Raw genomic sequence first — 19,981 nt, forward strand, 5'->3', positions numbered from 1 at the left:
GCGGTGGTGGGGCGCGGCCCACGGGGCGGGGGGTCACCGGCGCTCGCGGGCGTGGTGGGCGATGTGGCGCAGGGCCCGGGCGAAGTCCTCGGCGACCCGGCGCACGGTGTCGGTGGCGTGCAGGGCGGGCCGGTGGTGCCAGGTGAAGGAGAGTCGGCCGCGCTGGACGGCGCCGACGATCTCCAGCGGGTGGGAGCCGCTGTCGCGCGGGTCGTGGTGGCGGCCGAACGAGCCGTGTTCGGCGCGGACCAGGCCGTCCCCGGGGTTCTCCGGGCGGGAGTCCCACTGTCCGAGGTAGTTGAAGACGACCTGTCCGTGGGCGGCGCGTCCCAGGCGCTCGCGCACCTCGGGCGGGCCGAAGGTGCGCAGGGCGCCGAAGCCGAGGCCGTTGCCGGGTACGGCGCGCAGCTGGCGGCGTACCGACTTCACCAGGGTGCGCCAGTCGCGGTCGGGGCCGAGGTCGGCGGGTTCGGGGACCTGGAGGGCGACGGGGTGGACGGTGGTGAACCAGCCGACCGTGCGGGTCAGGTCGACGTCGTCCAGGACGTCCTCGCGGCCGTGTCCCTCCAGGTCCAGGCGGACGTCCTCGTGGCCGGTCCAGCGGGCCAGGGCGAGGGCGAGGGCGGCGAGCAGGACGTCGTTGACGCGGGTGCGGTAGGCGGTCGGCGCGGCGCGCAGCAGGGCCTCGGTGTCCGCCTCGTCCAGTTCGACGGTGAGCGTCTCGACGACGCCGGTGTCGGGGCCGTCCGTTGTCTCGGACGGGAGCGGCTCGGTGTCCACGGCGCGTTCCCAGTAGGGCAGTTCGTGGTCGAGGGCCCCGGAGGCCACGTGTGCGGCGAGACCGCGGGACCAGTCGCGGAAGGAGGTGGTGCGTTCGCCCAGGGCCACGGGTTCGCCCTGGACCGCCTGCCGGTAGGCGGCCTCCAGGTCGTCGCGCAGGATGCGCCAGGAGACGGCGTCCACGACCAGGTGGTGGCCGACCAGGAGGAGGAAGTCGGGCCGGTCGGCGGCGCCGGTGAACAGGGCCGCCCGCAGCAGCGGGCCGCGTGCGAGGTCGAAGCCGGTGTGCAGGTCGTCGGCGGCCTTCTCCATCGCCGTGTCGGCGTCGGTGGCGGTGAGGCCGCCGAGGTCGTGGCGGGTCAGGAGCCCGTTGCGGTCGGTGTCGTCGGCGGGCGGGTTGTACTGGCGCCAGCCGTCCTGGCCGGCGGTGAAGCGCATGCGCAGGGCGTCGTGGTGGTCGAGCAGGGCGTTGAGGGCCGTTTCCAGGGCGGTGGCGTCGACGCCGGGGGCGAGCTCCACCAGCAGGGACTGGTTGAAGTGGGCGTGGCTGGCGCGCCGTCCGGTCAGGAACCACTCCTGGATGGGGGTGAGCGGCACGTCCCCGCTCACCGCCTCCTCCCCGGTGTGCCGCGGGGCCGTGGTGACGACGCCGGCCAGTTCGGCGACGGTCTGGTGGGTGAACAGGTCGCGGGTGGTCACGTGCAGCCCGTCGCGCCGCATCCGGGAGACGACCTGCATGCTGAGGACGGAGTCGCCGCCGAGGTGGAAGAAGTTGTCGTGCGCCCCGACGTCGGCGACGCCGAGGACGTCGCCCCAGATGCGGGCGATGCGGCGTTCGGTGTCGGTGCGCGGCGGCGTGTGCGGGCCGGTGGCGGTGTGCGCGGGCCCGGGTTCGGGGAGCGCGTTGCGGTCGGTCTTGCCGTTCGGGGTGAGCGGCAGCCGGTCCAGCGGCACGAACGCCGAGGGGATCATGTGCGCCGGAAGCAGTCCGGCGAGGTGGTCGCGCAGTTCGGGGACGGGCAGGGGGTCCGGGGTTCCGTCGGCGGGGACGACGTGGGCCACCAGCCGTGCCCCGGAGCGGCCGTCCGGGTCGCTGCCACCGGCGCGTACGGTGACGACCGCGTCGCGCACCAGCGGGCTGCCGCGCAGCGCGCTCTCGATCTCTCCGGGTTCGATGCGGAAGCCGCGCAGTTTGAGCTGGGCGTCGGCGCGTCCGGCGAAGCGCAGGTCGCCGTGGGCGTCCCAGCGGGCGCGGTCGCCGGTGCGGTACATGCGCTCGCCGGGGGCGCCGAACGGGTCGGCGACGAAGCGGGACGCGGTCAGGCCGGGCCGGTGGAGGTAGCCACGGGCCAGGCCGGGTCCGGAGACGTAGAGGTCGCCGGTGACGCCGGGCGGGACGGGGCGCAGGGCGGCGTCCAGGACGTGGACGCGGGTGGCGCCGGCCGGGCGTCCGATGGGCGGGGCGCCCGCGCCCGGGGTGAGCGGGCCGGTCCAGGTGGCGACGACGGTGGCCTCGGTCGGGCCGTACGAGTTGATCATCCGTCGGCCGGGGGTCCACTGCTCGACGAGGTGGGCGGGGCAGGCCTCGGCACCGACGATGAGGGTGCGCAGGTACGGCAGCGTGTCGGCGATCCCCGGGTCGACCGTGGCGAGGGCGGCGGGCGGGATCAGGGTGTGGCTGACGCGCCGCCCGGCGAGGACCTCGGCGAGGCGTTCGCCGACGAGGGGGCCCTCCTCGCCGGTGAGCAGGGTGGCGCCGCTGAGCAGCGACACGCACAGCTCCAGCACCGAGGCGTCGAAGCTGGGTGAGGCGAACTGCAGGACGCGGTCGCCGGGGCCCGCGTCGTAGCGGTCGGCGGCTCCCGCGGCGAAGGCGGCGAGGCCGCGGTGCGTCACGGTGACGCCCTTGGGGGTGCCGGTGGAGCCGGACGTGTAGATCACGTACGCCGGGTGGTCGACGGTCAGCGGGCAGGTGCGGTCGGCGTCCGTGGGCGCGGTGTCCGGGCCGTCGGCGTCCCACACGGCGGCCGGGTCGTCCAGGACGAGCCAGGCGCCGGCGTCGCGGAGCATGAACTCCCGGCGCTGCTCGGGGTAGTCGGGGTCGACGGGCAGGAAGGCGCCGCCGGCCTTGGTGACGGCGAGCTGCGCCACGACCGTCCCGGCGCCGCGGGGCAGCGCCAGCGCCACGATCCGCTCGGGACCGACGCCCCGGGCGATGAGGCGGTGCGCCAGCCGGTTGGCGGCGCGCTCGACGTGCGCGTACGTCAGTTCCCGGCCGTCGGCGTCGGCCAGGGCGACGGCGTCGGGGGTGCGGGCGGCCTGTCGTTCGAACAGCTCGGGCAGGGTGGCCGGCGGGACCGGGCGGGCGGTGGCGCGGCCCTGGTCGAGCACGGCCTTGAGCGTCTCGTCGCTGGCCAGGGGCAGGGCGCCCAGGGGCCGGTCGGGGTTGTCGGCGACGGCGGTGAGGAGGGTACCGAGCTGGTCGGCCATGCGTTCGGCGGTGGCCGCGTCGAACAGGTCGGTGTTGTAGGTGAGGACGCCGTGCAGTTCGCCGGTGCCGGTCTCGGCGAACTCCAGCGTGAGGTCGAACGCGGCGTGCCGCAGTTCGGTGTCGACGTCGGCGACCTCCAGGCCGGGCAGGTCGAGGGCGGCGGCCGGGGCGTTCTGGAGGACCACCATGACCTGGAACAGCGGGGTGCGGCTGGTGTCGCGGACCGGCTGGACCTCGTCCACGACCTGCTCGAACGGCGCCTCCTGGTGGGCGAAGGCGTCCAGGACGGTCTCGCGGACGTCGCCGAGGAACTCGGGGAACGGGCGGTCGGGTGCGACGCGGGAGCGCAGCACGAGGGTGTTGACGAAGAATCCGACGAGATGCTGGACCTCGGCGCGGTCGCGGCCGGAGGTGACCGTGCCGACGGTGATGTCCTCGCCGCCGGTGAGGCGGGCCAGGTAGGCCTGGGCGGCGGCGACCAGGGTGGTGAACAGGGTGGCCTGCCGGTCGCGGCCCACCCGGGCGAGGCGGCGGGTCGTCTCGCGGGGCAGGGAGAGCCGTACGGAGGCGCCGTGGTGGGAGCGCACCGCGGGCCGGGGCCGGTCGGTGGGCAGGTCCAGCGTCTCCAGACCGGCCAGGTGCTCCTTCCAATACGCCAGGTGGTCGTCGGTGCCGCGCCCGCGCTGCCAGTGGGCGTAGTCGGCGTACTGCACCGGCAGCAGCGGCAACGTGCCGGTCTCCGCGCCGAGTTCGGTGCGGTAGAAGTGGGCGAGGTCGCCGGTGAGCACGCCGGTGGACCAGCCGTCGGTGACGATGTGGTGCAGGGTCAGCGTCAGGACGTGCTCGTCGTCCGCGAGCCTGAACAGGCCCGTGTGCAGGAGGGGGCCGTGCCGCAGGTCGAAGGTGCGGGCGCGTTCGGCGTCCAGCAGGTCCGCGAGCCGGGTGTCGCGTTCGCCGCCGGTGAGCCGCGACAGGTCGTGCAGGGTCAGCGGCACGTCGCCGGCCGGGTGGACGATCTGCACGCCGTGGCCGTCGACCGCGTCGAAGGTGGTGCGCAGCGCCTCGTGCCGCTCGACCAGGGCGCGCAGGGCCGCGGTGAGGGCGGGCACGTCGAGCCGGCCGCGCAGCCGCAGGGCCAGCGAGGTGACGTACTCGCCGCTGCCGGGCGCGAACTCCTCCAGGAACCACAGGCGTTGCTGGGCGTACGACATCGGGGCGGGCGTGTCGCGGGTGACCGGGGCGATCGTGGCGGGCGCCGTGTCGCCGGGACGGTTCTCGGTGAGCAGGGCGGCGAGGGCCTCGGGGGTCGGGTGGGTGAACACCGCGCGCGGGGACAGTTCGGTGCCGAACGCCTCGGCGAGGCGGACGGCGAGGCGGATGCTGAGGATGGAGTCGCCGCCGAGCTGGAAGAAGTCGTCCCGCACGCCGGGGCACGGCACGGACAGGACGTCGGCGAAGACCTCCAGCGTGCGGCGCTCGGCGTCGGTGCGCGGCTCGGCCGGCGCGTCCTGTGCGCCGCTCGCGGGTTCCGGCGCGGGCAGGGCCGCCCGGTCGACCTTGCCGTTGCGGCTGAGCGGCAGCGCGGGCAGGACGACGAACGCCGACGGCACGAGGTAGTCCGGCAGGGAGCTGCGGGCGAACTCCCGCAGGGAGGTGACGTCTTCGGTGCCGACCACGTAGGCGACCAGGCGGCGGCTGCCGGGCCGGTCCTCGCGGGCGAGCACGGTCACGTCGGTGACGCCGGGGTGTCCCGCGAGGACCGCCTCGACCTCGCCGGGTTCGACGCGGAAGCCGCGGATCTTCACCTGGTCGTCGGCGCGGCCCAGGAACTCCACGGTGCCGTCGGGGCGGCGGCGGGCCAGGTCGCCGGTGCGGTACATCCGGCTGCCGGACGGGCCGGCCGGGTCGGCCAGGAAGCGGGCCGCGGTGTCGCCGGGGCGGCCGAGGTAGCCGCGGGCGACGCCCTCGCCGGCGAGGTACAGCTCGCCCGGGCAGCCCGGCGGCACGGGCCGCAGCCGGCCGTCGAGGACGTGGACGCGCATGTCGTCGAGCGGGTGGCCGATGGGCACGGTGTCGGGGACGGTGGCCGCGTCGGCCAGCGGGAACGACGTGGCGAACGTCGTCGTCTCGGTGGGGCCGTAGCCGTCGACGACGGCCAGGCCCGGGCAGGCGGCCAGGACGCGGCGTACGGCCGCGGCGGGCACGACGTCGCCGCCGGTCCACACCTGGCGCAGACCGGCGAAGCAGTCCGGGGCGTCCTGCGCGAGCAGCCGGAACAGGCCGGCGGTCAGCCACAGCGCGCTCAGGCCCGTGTCACGGACCAGCTGCCGCAGCAGCGCGGCGTCCAGCGGCCGCGCGGGAGCCACGACCACGCAGCCGCCGGTGAGCAGCGGCGCCCACACCTCGAAGGTGGCGGCGTCGAAGGCCACCGGGGAGTGCAGCAGCACCCGGTCGCACACGCCGCCGGTGAAGCGGCCGTCGGTGGCGAGGGCGGCCACGTCACGGTGGCGTACGGCGACCGCCTTCGGCTCGCCGGTCGACCCGGAGGTGAACATCACGTAGGCGAGCCGGTCGGGGTCAGCCGGTGCGGCGACGGGCGCGTCCGGCACGGGGGTGCGGACGGCGGTGACGTCCTCGGCGGACAACTGGACGGTCGCGCCCGCGCGTTCGATCAGGGTGCGGCGTCGGTCCTCGGGGGCGCGGGCGTCCACGGGCACGTAGGCGCCGCCCGCCTTGAGGACGGCGAGCTGGGCGACGACGAGGGCGGCCGAGCGGTCCATCAGCAGGGCCACCCGGTCCTCGGCGCGCAGTCCGTCGGCGAGGAGCCGGGAGGCCACCGCGTCGGACCACTGGTCGAGTTGACGGTAGGTCAGGTGCGTGTCGCCGTCGCGCAGGGCGGGCGCCTCGGGGGTGCGGCGGGCCTGCTCGGCGAACAGGGCGACGGGGCTGCTCGGTTCGGTCCGTCGGGCCGTGGTGTTCCACCGCTCCAGCAGGGCGCGGTCGTCCTCGGTCAGCGCTTCCAGGCCGGTCACGTCCGCGTCGGTCCCCAGCGCGTCGGCGAGGGCGCGCAGGACGACCGTGAGGCGGTCCGCGAGGCGGTCGGCGGTGTCCGCGTCGAACAGGCCGGCGTCGTAGGCGAGGTCGAGGCCGAGGCGGTCGCCGAGGTGGGCGCGCAGGCACAGCGGGAAGGTGGGCGCGTCCTCGGCGCGCACCTCCTCGACCTGGACGCCGGTGCGGGCCGTGGCGGACTCGTCGACGGGGTAGTTCTCGAACACCACCATGCTGTCGAACAGCGCCTCGCCGGCCGGGACTTCGCTCAGCGCCTGGATGCGGGGCAGGGCGAGGTGGTCGAAGCGCCGGGTGTCGCTCTGGTGCTCCTGCACCGCGCGCAGCCAGGACGCCGCTCCGCCGCCGGTGACCCGGACGCGGGTGGGCACGGTGTTGATGAACATGCCGATCATCGACTCCACGCCGGGCAGTTCGGCCGGGCGTCCGGAGACGGTGGTGCCGAACACGACGTCGTCGCGGCCGCTGTGGCGCGCCAGGAGCAGCGCCCAGGCGCCCTCGATGACGGTGTTCACCGTGAGCCCGGCGCGGGCGGCGCCCTGCCGCAGCCGCGCCGACAGGTCCTCGTCCAGCCGCCGGCCGGTGAGGGCGGCGGCGCGGGCCCGGTGCTCCTCGGCCGGCGTGCGGTCGTAGGGCAGCGGGGTGCGGGCGGGGAACCCGGCGAGGGTGTCGGTCCAGTGGGCCTCGGCGGCGGCCTCGTCCTGGTCGTGCAGCCAGCGCAGGAAGTCGGCGAAGGGGCGCCTGACCGGTGCGGGGGCCGCCCGACCGCCGGTGAGGGCGGCGTAGCGCTCGCACACCTCGGTGAGGAGCTGTCCGGTGCTCCAGCCGTCCAGGATCAGGTGGTGGGAGGACCACAGGAGCAGGACCTCGTCGCCGGGCAGCGCGGCCAGGGTGATGCGGGTCAGCGGCGCCGTGGTCAGGTCCATGGCCGCTGCGCGGTCGGCGGCCAGCAGGTCCTCGGTGGCCGCCTCGCGTTCCGCGGCTGTCAGGCCTCGCCAGTCCAGGTGGGTGACGGGCAGCTCCGCGTGCCGGTGCACGACCTGCACGGGGTGCGGCAGGCCCTGCCAGTGGACGCTGGTGCGCAGGGCCTCGGTGCGGTCGGCGACCTGCTGCCAGGCGGCGGCGAAGCGCTGCGGGTCGCTCACCCCGGACAGGCGGACGGCCACGCGGTCGGAGTAGGCGCCCGCCGTGTCCACCAGGCCGTGGAAGAGCATGCCGGCCTGCAGCGGGGTGAGCGGCAGGACGTCGGCCACGTGCCGGCCGTCGCCCACGAGGCGGTCCAGCTCCGGCTGGCCGAGTCCGGCCAGCGGGAAGTCGGACGGGGTGCGGCCGCCCGCGTCGGGGCGGGCGCAGTGGGCCGCGATCTCGCGCAGCGCCGCGCACATCTCCTCGGCGAGGGTGCGGACGGTGGACTCGTCGTAGACGGCCGGCGGGTAGGTCCAGCCGAGTTCGAGCCGGCCGTCCTGCACCACGCCGGTGATGTCCAGCAGGTAGGGCCGGGGGGCGTCGGGATCGGTGTCGGAGCCGGCCGGGGGCAGGGCGGCGGCGTACAGGCCGTCGCCGCCCGCGTCGGCGTCCCACCGGCCGTGGTAGTTGAAGCCGACCCGCGGTGCCGGGGCGCCGGCCAGCGGGCTGTCGGGCAGCAGGTGGCGCAGGGCGCCGTGGCTCAGGCCGTGCAGGGGCACCGCGCGCAGCTGCTCCTTGACCGAGCGGAGGGTGTCGTGCCAGCCGGCGTCGGGGGCGACGGTCAGCGCGAGCGGGAACTCGGCGGTGAACCAGCCGACCGTCCGGGACAGGTCCAGGTCGTCGAAGAGGTCCTCGCGGCCGTGGCCCTCCACGCCGACCAGCACGCCGTCGCGTCCGCACCAGCGGGCCAGGGTGCGGCCGAGGGCGCTGAGCAGGACGTCGTTGACCTGGGTGCGGTAGACCTCGGGGACCTGGCGCAGCAGGGCCTCGGTGGTCTCCGGCTCCAGTGCCACGGTGACCGTGGCGGCGGTGCCGTGGGTGTTGGGGCCGGGGCGGCCCGCGGGCAGGTCGGCGGGGGCCTCGGCGGTGCGCCGCCAGTGGTCGAGGTCGCCGTCCAGGGCGCCGGAGCGGGTGTGGTCCTCCAGCCGGGCCGCCCAGTGGCCGTAGGCGGTGGTGGCCGGGGGCAGCTCGACGGGGTGTCCGGCGGCCGTCTGCCGGTGGGCGGTCTCCAGGTCGGCCAGCAGGATGCGCCAGGAGACGCCGTCGACGGCCAAGTGGTGGACAGTGAAGACCAGTTGGGAGGGGGCGTGCGGGCCCCGGTCGAGGAGGAGGACGCGCGCCACCCGGCCCTCGGTGGGGTCGAGGGCGGCGCGGGCCTCGTCCGCGAGGCGGGCCGCCTCGCACTCCAGGGCGGGGCCGTCGAGGCCGGTCACGTCGTGCCGGGTGACGGTGCCGTCCGGGACGCCGGGCAGGACCTCCTGGCGCCAGCCGTCCCCGGTGCGGCGGAAGCGGGTGCGCAGCGCCGGGTGGTGGTCCATGACGGCGTCCACGGCGGTGCGCAGGGCGGACAGGTCGGTGCCGGGGGCGAGTTCGAGGCGCTGCGACATGGTGAAGCGCAGCGGGTCGCCGGGGCTCCGGCCGTCGAGGTACCAGCGCTGGATGGGGGTGAGCGGCGCTTCGGCGGGGGCGGTCGTGTCGGTGGTGACCGGCGTCGACTCGGTGACGCGCAGGGCGAGTTCGGCGACGGTCTGGTGGCGGAAGACGTCCTTGGTGGTCAGCGCGAGACCGGCCTGGCGGGCCCGGGAGACGATCTGGATGCTGAGGATCGAGTCGCCGCCGAGCGCGAAGAAGTTGTCGCGTGCGCCCACCCGTTCGACCCGCAGGACGTCGGCCCAGAGGGTGGCCAGCGTCTGTTCGGTGCCGGGGCGGGGTGCCACGTAGCCGGCGGTGGTGTCGGGTTGCGCGGGCGGGGCGGGCAGGGCGCGCCGGTCGGTCTTGCCGCTGGTGGTGCGCGGGATCCGGGTCAGCGGCACGAACGCCGCCGGCACCATGTGGTCCGGCAGGGTGCGGCGCAGCGCGAGGCGCAGGTCGTCGGCGGCCGGGGCGGTGTCCCCGGTGGGCACCAGGTAGGCCACGAGCATGAGGCGGCCCGCGTGGTCGCGTGCCGTGACGACGGCGTCTGCGACGTCCGGGTGGGCGAGCAGCGCGGCCTCGATCTCGCCGGGTTCGATGCGGAAGCCGCGGATCTTGATCTGTTCGTCGGCGCGGCCCAGGAACTCCAGCAGTCCCTGTGCGTCGCGGCGGGCGCGGTCTCCGGTGCGGTACATCCGCTCCCCCGGCGCGCCGAACGGGTCGGCGAGGAACCGCGCGGCGGTCAGGCCGGGGCGGCCCAGGTAGCCGCGGGCGACCTGGGCGCCGGCGAGGTACAGCTCGCCGGGCGTGCCGGGCGGCACCGGACGCAGGGCGCCGTCGAGGACGTAGGCGCGCAGGTTGGCGCCGGGCCGTCCGATGACCGGCCGGTCGGTGCGATCGGTGACGCGGCCGTAGGTGGCGTCGACGGTGCACTCGGTGGGGCCGTACATGTTGTAGGCGGTGACGCCGAGTTCGGCGGCGGCGCACAGCTCGCGCCAGGTGTCGGGGCCGGTCGCCTCGCCGCCGACGAGGAGGACGCGGGGGTGGTGGCGGCCGGGGGCGAGCAGGCCCGCGGCGAGGAGTTCGCGCAGGAACGACGGGGTGACGTTGACCAGGTCGAGGTTCCGGTCGGCGATCTGCGCGCAGAACGCCTCGGGGTCCAGGCGCACGTCCTCGTCGATGAGGTGCACCTCCTGGCCGAGGGCGAGCAGCAGCGGGCCCTCCCAGGAGGTGTCGAAGGAGAACGAGGCGCTGAGCGCGGCGCGCAGCCGCCGCCCGTCCGCGGTGTGCGGGGCGACGAGCCCCTCGCGGTGGTCGTGGCAGAGGTTGACCAGGTGGCGGTGTTCCACGACGACGCCCTTGGGGCGGCCGGTGGAACCGGAGGTGTAGATCATGTAGGCGGCGTGCTGCGGGCGCAGCGGCGCCGGGCGGTCGCGGTCGGTGGGGTCGTGTGCGGGCAGCCGGTCCCACGGGGTGGCGCGGAGCGTGTCGGCGGTGAGCACGGTGTGCGGGGCGGCGTCCTCCAGGAGCCCGGCGGCGCGTTCGGCGGGCAGGTCGGGGTCGAGGTGGAGCAGGGTGCCGCCGGCCTTGGCGACGGCGAGGACCGCGACCACCAGCTCGGAGGTGCGCGGCAGCCGGACGGCGACCACCCGCTCGGGTCCGGCGCCCAGGGCCAGCAGGTGGTGGGCGAGCCGGTTGGCGCGGTCGTTCAGGGCGGCGAAGTCGAGGGTGGCGTCCCGGGCGACCAGCGCGGTGGCGTGCGGAGTGCGGGCGGCCTGCGCCTCGAACAGGGCGGGGAAGGTGGTGTCCGGGACGGCGAGGTGGGCTCCCTGTCCGTCGAGCAGCACCCGCCGCCGCTCGTCGGCGGTCATCAGGTCCAGCGCCCGTACGTCGCGGTCCGGTTCCCGTACCGCCGCCTCCAGCAGCAGGCGCAGGCGGGCGGCCAGGCCGCGGACGGTGTCCTCGTCGAACAGAGCGGTGTCGTACTCCAGGTGGCCGGTGACGCCGCCGTCGCCCTCCACGAAGTCGAAGGCCAGGTCGAAGGTGGCGTGCCGGACGGGCGGCAGCAGCGGCTCGGCGTCCAGGCCGGGCAGCGCGGGTGCCTCGGCGCCCAGGTTGTGCAGGGCGACCATGACCTGGAACAGGGGGGTGCGGCTGGTGTCGCGTTCGGGCTGGAGGACGTCCACCAGCCGTTCGAACGGCACGTCCTGGTGGGCGAAGGCGTCCAGGACCGTGCCGCGCACCTGCTCGAGCAGCGCGCGGAACGACGTGCCGGACCGGACCTGGTTGCGCAGTACCAGCGTGTTGACGAACATGCCCACGACGTCGTGCAGTTCGGGGCGCTCGCGGCCGGCGGTGACGGTGCCGACGGCGAAGTCGTCCTGGTCGGCCCAGCGGGACAGCAGGACCGTGCAGCCGGCGAGCAGGGTCATGTAGAGGGTGGCGTCGGCCTCCCGGCCCCGCTCGCGCAGCCGGTCGGTCAGCTCGGCGGGCAGCGTGAACGTCACGAGCGCGCCGTCGCGGGTGCGGACGGCGGGACGCGGCCGGTCGGTCGGCAGCTCCAGCGGCGGTACGCCGGCCAGCTGCTCGCGCCAGTGGGCGAGTTGCCGCTCGACCTGGTCGGTGCGGGCGCGCTGCCAGGTGGCGTGGTCGGCGTAGCGCACGGGCAGGTCGGGGAGTTCGGGGTCGCGGCCCTCGTGGGCGGCCGCGTACAGCTCGCCGAGGTCCCGGCCGAGGACGCCGAGTGACCAGCCGTCGGTGACGATGTGGTGGACGGCGAGGGCGAGCACGTGCTCGTCGGCCGCGGTGCGGGCCAGGCGGGCGCGCAGCAGCGGTCCGGTCGCCAGGTCGAAGGGCGTGGCGGCCTCGCGCTCGAGGAGCTCCTCCAGCGCGCCCTGCGGGTCGGGCGCGGCGGTGAGGTCGTCCACGGTCAGGGCGGCCGGGTGCGGCGGGTGCACCACCTGGCGGGGCTGCCCGTCGTGTTCGGCGAAGGTGGTGCGCAGGGACTCGTGGCGGGCGACGAGGCCGTCCAGGGCGGTGCGCAGGGCCCGTTCGTCGAGCGGGCCGCGCAGGCGCAGCACGGACAGCGTCGTGTACTCGCTGCTGCCCGGCTCGAACCGATCGAGGAACCACAGGCGTTGCTGCGCGTACGACAGCGGCGCCGGGGTCTGCGGTGCGGTCGCGGGGATCGCGTCGGCGGGCGCGGCGGAGGCGTCGCCCACCGGCTCGCCGAGTTCGGCGGCGAGCGCGGACACGGTGCTGTGGGTGAACAGCACGCGCGGGGACACGTCGGGGCCGAACGCGGCGCGCAGCCGGGCGGTGACGCGGACGGCGAGGATGGAGTCGCCGCCGAGCGCGAAGAAGTTGTCCCCGGCGTACACCTCCTGGGCCCCGAGGACGTCCGACCAGGCGGCGGCGACGGCCCGTTCGGCGGGGGTGCGCGGTGCGGTGCGGTCGGTGTCGGCGGCGTAGCCGTCCGCCGTCGGGGCGGGCAGGGCGCGCCGGTCGAGCTTGCCGTTGACGGTGAGCGGGAGGGCGTCCATCGGGACGTAGGCGGCGGGCACCATGTGGGCGGGCAGCAGCCGTTCCAGGTGGGCGCGCAGCTCGGCCGCCGGGGGTGTCGCCCCGCCGGTGCCGACGACGTGCGCCACCAGGCGGCGGGTGCCGGAGGCGTCCTCGAACACGCCGACGGCGGCGTCGGCGACCTCGGGGTGGGCGTGCAGGGCGGCCTCGATCTCGCCGGGCTCGATGCGGTAGCCGCGGATCTTCACCTGGGCGTCGGCGCGGCCCAGGTACTCCAGGGTGCCGTCGGGCCGCCACTTCGCCCGGTCGCCGGTGCGGTACATGCGGCTGCCCGCCGGGCCGAACGGGTCGGCGAGGAACCGGGTGGCGGTCAGGCCGGGGCGGCCCAGGTAGCCGCGGGCCAGGCCCTCCCCGGCGACGTACAGCTCGCCGGTCGCGCCCGGCGGCAGGGGCGCCAGGTCCGCGTCGAGCACGTACACCCTGAGGTCGGGTATCGCGACGCCGATGGGGCTGGCGGGGCCGTGCGCGGCGGTGGCGGGATCGAGCGGGGCGTGGGTGACGTGCACGGTGGTCTCGGTGATGCCGTACATGTTGACCAGGCGCGGGGTGTCGGCCGGGTGGCGGGCCCACCAGTCGGTGAGCTGGCCGACGTCGAGGGCCTCACCGCCGAAGATCACCGTGCGCAGGGCGAGGCGGGCGCCGGTGCCGGGGTGTTCGGCGTCGGCGCGGACCAGCGGGTAGAACGCGGACGGCGTCTGGTTGAGGACGGTGACGCCTTCGTCGGCCAGCAGCCGCAGGAAGTCCTCCGGGGAGCGGGCGGTCTCGTCGGGCACGACGACGAGCCGGCCGCCGTGCAGCAGCGGGCCCCACAACTCCCACACGGAGAAGTCGAACGCGTAGGAGTGGAACAGCGTCCACACGTCGTCCGGGCCGAAGTCGAACCACGGGCGGGTGCGGGTGAACAGCCGCACCACGTTGGCGTGCGGGATCACCACGCCCTTGGGGCGGCCGGTGGAGCCGGAGGTGTAGATGGCGTAGGCGGGGCTCTCCGGCAGGGGGCGGCGGGCCGGTGCCGGGCCGGTCGCGGGGCGCCGCGCCAGGTCGGCTTCCTCGTCCGGGGCGTCGAGGAGGACGACGGGCACACCGGTGCCGTCGACGCGGGCCGCGGTGCCGGTGGTGGTCACCAGGGTGACCGGGGTGGCGTCGGTGAGGAGGTGGGCGATGCGTTCGGCGGGCGAGTTCGGGTCGATCGGCAGGTAGGCGGCGCCGGCCTTCAGCACGGCCAGGACCGCGACGACCTGGTCGGTGGAGCGGGGCAGGGCGAGGGCGACGAACCGTTCGGGTCCGGCGCCGAGTTCGGCGAGCCGGTGGGCGAGGCGGCCGGCGCGGGCGTCGAGGGTCGCGTAGTCGAGGTGCTCGGTACCGCAGGTGACGGCGACGGCGCCGGGGGTGCGGGCGGCCTGCGCCTCGAACAGGTCCACCAGCGTCCCGGCGGGGCGGCCGGACGCGGTGCCGTTCCAGTCGGTGAGGATCCGGTGCCGTTCCTCGGCGGTCGTCCAGGCCAGGGTGCGCAGCGGCCGGTCGGTGCCGTCGGCGAGCCCGCTCAGGAGCAGGCAGAGGCGTCCGGCGAGGGCGCGGACGGTCGCCGCGTCGAACAGGTCCGGGTCGTAGGCGAGGTCGAAGCCGAGGCGTTCGCCGTGGTAGGCGCGCAGGACGAGCGGGTAGTTGGTGGCGTCGCGGGAGGACACGTCGGCCAGGCGGATCCCTGACCCGGCCGTGCGGGCCTCGTCGAAGGGGTAGTTCTCGAAGGCGACCATGCTGTGGAAGAGCGGGCTGCCGGACGGCACGTCGCTCAGCTGGGTCAGCTCGGCGAGCGAGGCGGCGGCGAAGCGTCTCGACTCGGCCTGCGCGTCCTGGAGTTCACGCAGCCAGTCCCCGGCGGGGCGGGTGGGGTCGACGCGGACGCGGGTGGGCACGGTGTTGATGAACATGCCGACCATCGACTCGACGCCCGGCAGGTCGTCGGGGCGTCCGGAGACGGTGGTGCCGAACAGCACGTCGTCCTGGGCGGCGTAGCGGGACAGCAGCAGCGCCCACGCGCCCTGGACGACCGTGTTGAGGGTGAGTCCGGCCTCGCGGGCGGTGCGGGCGAGGCGGGCCGACGCCTCCGCGTCCAGGCCGGCCGTGTGCAGGGCGGCGGAGCGGGCCTGGTGGGCCTCGCGCAGGGGGCGGTCGGCGGGCAGCGGGGTGGGTTCGGCGAAGCCGGCAAGGACGCCCTGCCAGTGCGCGCGGGCGGCGTCGGGGTCCTGGTCGGCGAGCCAGCGCACGTAGTCGCCGAAGGGGCGGCGCAGCGGCGGCCGGGCCGCGGTGCCCGCGGTGAGCGCCGCGTACTCCTCGCACACCTCGGTCAGCACCTGGGCGAGGCTCCAGCCGTCCAGGATCAGGTGGTGGGAGGTCCACAGCAGGTGCAGCCGGGCGTCGGGCAGCCGGACCAGGGTGAGCCGCATCAGCGGGGCCGATGCGAGGTCGATGCCCCGGGCCAGGTCGTCGGCGCGCAGCGAGGTCAGGCGCTCGGCGCGTTCCACCTCGTCCAGTTCGCGCCAGTCGAGGTGGGTGACCGGCACCTGGGCGTCGCGGCGCACGACCTGGAGGGGTACGGGCACGTCCTCCCAGACGACGCAGGTGCGCAGGGCGGGCGTGCGGTCGATGACGCGCTGCCAGGCGACGGCGAAGGCGTGCGGGTCGGTGACGCCGTCGAGGAGCAGGCCGGCCTGGTCGACGTAGACGTCGTCGGGGCCGCCGACCAGCCGGTGGAAGAGCATGCCCTCCTGGAGCGGGGTGAGCGGCAGGACGTCCTCCACGTCGCGGCCGTCGCCGACGAGGCGGTCCAGGCGGTCCTGGTCGAGGCGGGCCAGCGGGAAGTCGGACGGGGTGCGGCCGCCGGCGCCGGGCAGGGCGCAGTGCTCGGTGATCGCGGCGAGCGCGCCGGTCATGCCGTCGGCGAGGGCGCGGACGGTGGCCTCGTCGTGGACCTGGTCGCTGTAGTGCCAGGTGAGGTGGAGTTCGCCGTCGGTGACCACGGCGGAGACGTCCAGCAGGTGGTCCAGGGGTGTGTCCGGGGCGATGTCGCGGCCGGGCGTCTCACCCGCCGGGGCGAAGTCGCCGCCGTCGGCGGCCTCCCACTGGCCGTGGTAGTTGAAGCTGATCTGCGGCAGCGGCACGTCCTTCAGGGCGCGGGCGGCCGGGTCGGGCGAGCCGAGACGGGCCAGGGCCTCGTACGTCAGGCCGTGCCGGGGCACGGACCGCAGCCGCTCCTTCACCGCCTTGAGGGTGGCGCCCCAGTCGGGCGCACCGGTCGGTCCGGCGGGCGCGAGGGTGACGGGGTACTGGGCGGTGAACCAGCCCACCGTGCGGGACAGGTCCAGCGTGTCGTCCTCGCGGCCGTGACCTTCGAGGAGGACGGTCACCCGCTCGGCGCCGGTCCAGTCGGCGAGGACCCGGCTCAGCGCGCCGAGCAGCACGTCGTTGACCTGGGTGCGGTAGACGGCGGGCACCCGGCGCAGCAGCGCCTCGGTGGTGGCGCGGTCCAGGCGGGCGTCGAGGGTGCGGACGGAACCGGCCGGCGGGGTGCCGGGGCGGTCCACGGGCAGCGGGGTGCGGGGTTCGGCGGCCTCGGCCGTCCAGTGCGGCAGGTCGGCGTCGAGGTCGCCGTCGCGGACCCGGCGCGCGAGGTGCGCGGCCCAGTCAGTGAACGGTGTGGCCACGGGCTCCAGCCGGACCGCTCCTCCCCCGGCCGCCTGCCGGTAGGCCTCGGCGAGGTCGGCGAGCAGGATCCGCCAGGAGACGCTGTCCACCGCCAAGTGGTGTGCGGTGACGAAGAGTTGGGGTCGCCCGCCCGCGCCGGTGAAGAGGGCGGCGCGCAGCAGGGCGCCGGTCTCGGGATCGAGGGCGGCGCGGGCGGCCTCGGCGGCCCGTTCGCGCTCCGCCGCCGGGTCGGCGGCGCCGGAGAGGTCGTGGCGGGTGAGCAGCCCGGTGGCCGGGCCCTCGCCGGGGTGCTGCCGCCAGGTGTCGCCCGAGCGGGCGAACCGGGTGCGCAGCGCCGGGTGGTGGGCGGCCAGCGCCTCCAGGGCGCGCTCCAGCGCCGGGGCGTCGAGGTCGTGCGGCAGGTCGAGGAGCATCGACATGCTGAAGTGCCGCAGCGGGCCGTGGGTGGCGAAGAACCACTCCTGTACGGGGGTCAGCGGTGCCGGGCCCTCCTCGGCGGGGCGCCGGGGCGCGGGCACCTGGGCGGTGCGCACGGACGCGGCGGCGGCGAGGTCGGCGACGGTCTGGTGGCGGAAGACGTCCCGTGAGGTCAGGTGCAGCCCGGCCGCGCGGGCCCGGGAGACGGCCTGGATGCTGAGGATGGAGTCGCCGCCCAGCTCGAAGAAGTTGTCCGTGACGCCGACCCGGCGCGCGCCCAGCACCTCGGCCCAGATGCGGGCGAGGGTCTCCTCCTCGGGGGTGCGCGGGGCGACGAACTCCCGTTCCTGCTCGGCGCCTTCGAAGTCGGGCGCGGGCAGGGCACGCCGGTCGACCTTGCCACTCACGGTCATCGGCAGGGCGTCGAGCACGGTGAAGGAGGACGGCACCATGTGGTCGGGCAGCACCTGCCGTACGGCGGCCCGCACCTCGCCCGCGGCGGGCCGGGCGCCGGGGTCTGCGGGGACGAGGTAGGCGGCGAGCCGGACGTGGCCGTGCGGGTCGGTGACGGCGACGACCGCGGCGGCGGAGACCGCGGGCAGGTCGGTCAGGGCCGCCTCGACCTCGCCGGGCTCGATGCGGTGGCCGCGCACCTTGACCTGGTCGTCGGCGCGGCCGAGGTAGTCCAGGCGTCCGTCGGTGCTCCAGCGGGCCAGGTCGCCGGTGCGGTACATGCGGGCGCCGGGCGGGCCGAACGGGTCGGGCAGGAACCGGGCGGCCGTCAGTCCGGGCCGCCCGCTGTAGCCGCGGGCCAGTTGCACACCGGCCAGGTACAGCTCGCCGCCGACGCCGGGCGGGACGGGACGCAGGCGGTCGTCGAGGACGTAGGCGCGCACGTTGGGCAGCGGCCGGCCCACGGTCGGCCGGCCGTCGCCGGCTATCCGGCAGGCCAGCGCGTCGACGGTGCACTCGGTGGGGCCGTAGAAGTTGTACGCGGCCACGTCCCGCCGCGCCGCCAGCTCCCGCCACAGGGCGGGTCCGACGGCCTCGCCGCCGAGCATGAGGACGCGCGGGTGGTGGCGGGGGTCGGTGAGCAGCCCGGCGGGCAGCAGCTGACGCAGGTAGGTGGGGGTGAGGTCGAGGAAGTCGATGCGGTGCTCGACGACGTACTCGACCAGGGCGGCGGCGTCCAGCCGGGTCGTCTCGTCGACCAGGTGCAGCGGGTGGCCGTCGGCCATCAGCAGCACGCCCTCCAGGGAGGTGTCGAAGGAGAACGACGCCGTGAGCGCCACCCGCAGCGGTCCGCCGCCCGCCTCGGCGACGAAGCCCTCGCGGTGGCCCGCCAGGAGGTTCGCCAGCGACCGGTGCGCCACGGCGACGCCCTTGGGGCGCCCGGTGGAGCCGGAGGTGTAGATGACGTAAGCGGTGGTGTCGGGGTGCGGGGGCGCCGACGGAGCGTCGGTGGCGCCGTCCTGAGCGCCGTCCTGAGCGTCGTACGCCTCCCGCAGCGCGATCTCGTCGAGGACGAGCGCGGGGCGCGCGTCGTCGAGGAGGAACCGCACCCGGTCCTCGGGCAGCGCCGGGTCCAGGGGCAGGTAGCCGGCTCCGGCCTTCCAGACGGCGAGAATCGCCACGATCATGTCGGCGGTGCGCGGCAGCCGGAGGGCGACCAGGCGCTCGGGGCCCGCGCCGCGCGCCACGAGGTGGCGGGCGACACGGTCGGCGCGCGCGTCGAGCGTCGCGTAGTCGAGGCGTACGTCCCCGGCGACGAGGGCGGTGGCGTCCGGGGTGCGGGCCGCCTGCCGCGCGAACAGCTCGGGCAGGGTCTCCTCGGGGACCGTGAGCGCGGTGGCGTTCCAGTCGTGTGTCACCTGCCGCTCCTGCTCGGGCGAGAGCAGCGGCAGGGCGCCGAGTGGCCGGTCGGGCTCGGCGGCGGCGCCGTCCAGCGTGCGCAGCAGCTGGTCCGCCATGCGGGCGGCGGTGGCCGCGTCGAACAGGTCGGTGCGGTACTCCAGCAGGCCGGTCAGCCCGTCGCCGTCGGGGACGAACTCGACGCTCAGGTCGAAGGTGGCGGCCCGCCGGGGCACGGCGACCGGGGAGGCGGCCAGGCCGTGCGGGTCGGGCGCGGTGGGCGGTGCCGGGTGCAGCAGGACCATCACGTCGAACAGGGGGTTGCGGCCGGCCTCGCGGGGCGCGCCGACGGCCTCGACCAGCCGCTCGAACGGCGTGTCGCCGTGCGCGAAGGCGTCGTTGACGGTGTCCGCGGCGGCGGTGAGCAGGTCCCGGAAGGAGCCGCCGGTCTCGACGCGGGTGCGCAGCGCGACGGTGTTCACGAAGAACCCGACGGCCCGCTCCAGGTCGGTGCGGCCGCGCCCCGGGGTGAGCGAGCCGACGGTGATGTCGTCCTGCCCGGACCAGCGGGCCAGCAGGGTCTGGCAGGCGGCGACCAGGGCGGTGAACAGGGTGGTGTGCCGGTCGGCCGCGAGCTGCTTCAGCCGGGCGGTGGTGGCGGCGGGGACGGTGAAGGTGTGCACCGCGCCCGCGCCGGACTCCTCGCCGCGGCGGGGCCGGTCCAGCGGCAGTTCGGGGGCGACCGCCCCGGACAGGTGCTCCTTCCAGTACGCCAGGTGGCGTTCCAGCCGGGCGCCGGACAGCTGCTCGCGCTGCCAGACGGCGAAGTCCGGGTACTGGATGGCCACCGGTGCCGGGGCGGGGCTCTCGCCCCGGGCGAGGGCGTCGTAGGCGGTGATCAGCTCATCGAGCACGACGCCCATGGACCAGCCGTCGGTGATGATGTGGTGGGCCGTCAGCAGCAGGACGTGCGCGTCGGGTGCCTCCCGCAGGAGCAGGGCGCGCAGCAGCGGCCCGGCCTCCAGGTCGAAGGGGCGCTCGTACTCGGCCAGCAGCGCCGCCTCCAGGTCGGCGCCGGCCGCTCCCGTGAGGTCGTGGACGGGCAGCGGGAGCGGTCCGGCGGGGTGCACGGTCTGTGCGGGGGTGCCGTCGTGCTCCTCGAACGTGGTGCGCAGCGCCTCGTGCCGCGCCACCACGTGCTCCAGCGCGGCGGCCAGGGCGGTGTGGTCGAGGGCGCCGGTCAGGCGCAGCGCGACGGCGCTGTTGTAGCGCGGGTCGCCGGGGCGCAGCCGGTCCAGGAACCACAGGCGCTGCTGGGCGAAGGACAGCGGCAGCGGCCGGGTGCGGTCGGCGCGCGGGATGGCCTGCCGGGCGGTGCCGGCGGCGCCCGCGGCGGCCCGTCCGGCCAGCCGGCGGCGGAGTGCTTCCTGGAGGTCCTGCGGGAGGGCCTCGGCACGGTTTCGCTTCGAAGACGTCATGGTCGTCCGGTCC

At 76.1% G+C, this 19,981-nt stretch carries 1 protein-coding gene; it reads right to left on the minus strand.

Annotated features, from left to right (window positions below; translation table 11 throughout):
- Positions 1-33: 33 nt before the first annotated feature.
- Positions 34-19,968, minus strand: a complete 19,935-nt coding sequence (locus tag E4U91_RS00750; RefSeq protein WP_137304715.1) for a non-ribosomal peptide synthase/polyketide synthase — start codon at positions 19,966-19,968, stop codon at positions 34-36.
- Between the last annotated feature and the right edge of the window lie 13 nt (positions 19,969-19,981).

Source organism: Streptomyces lasalocidi, assembly GCF_005280215.1.
In the GTDB taxonomy this organism is placed as follows: Bacteria; Actinomycetota; Actinomycetes; order Streptomycetales; family Streptomycetaceae; genus Streptomyces; species Streptomyces longwoodensis.

Excerpts from the sequence above, each read along its gene's own strand:
- E4U91_RS00750 (WP_137304715.1), bottom strand. The coding sequence starts at position 19,968 with ATGACGTCTTCGAAGCGAAACCGTGCCGAGGCCCTCCCGCAGGACCTC.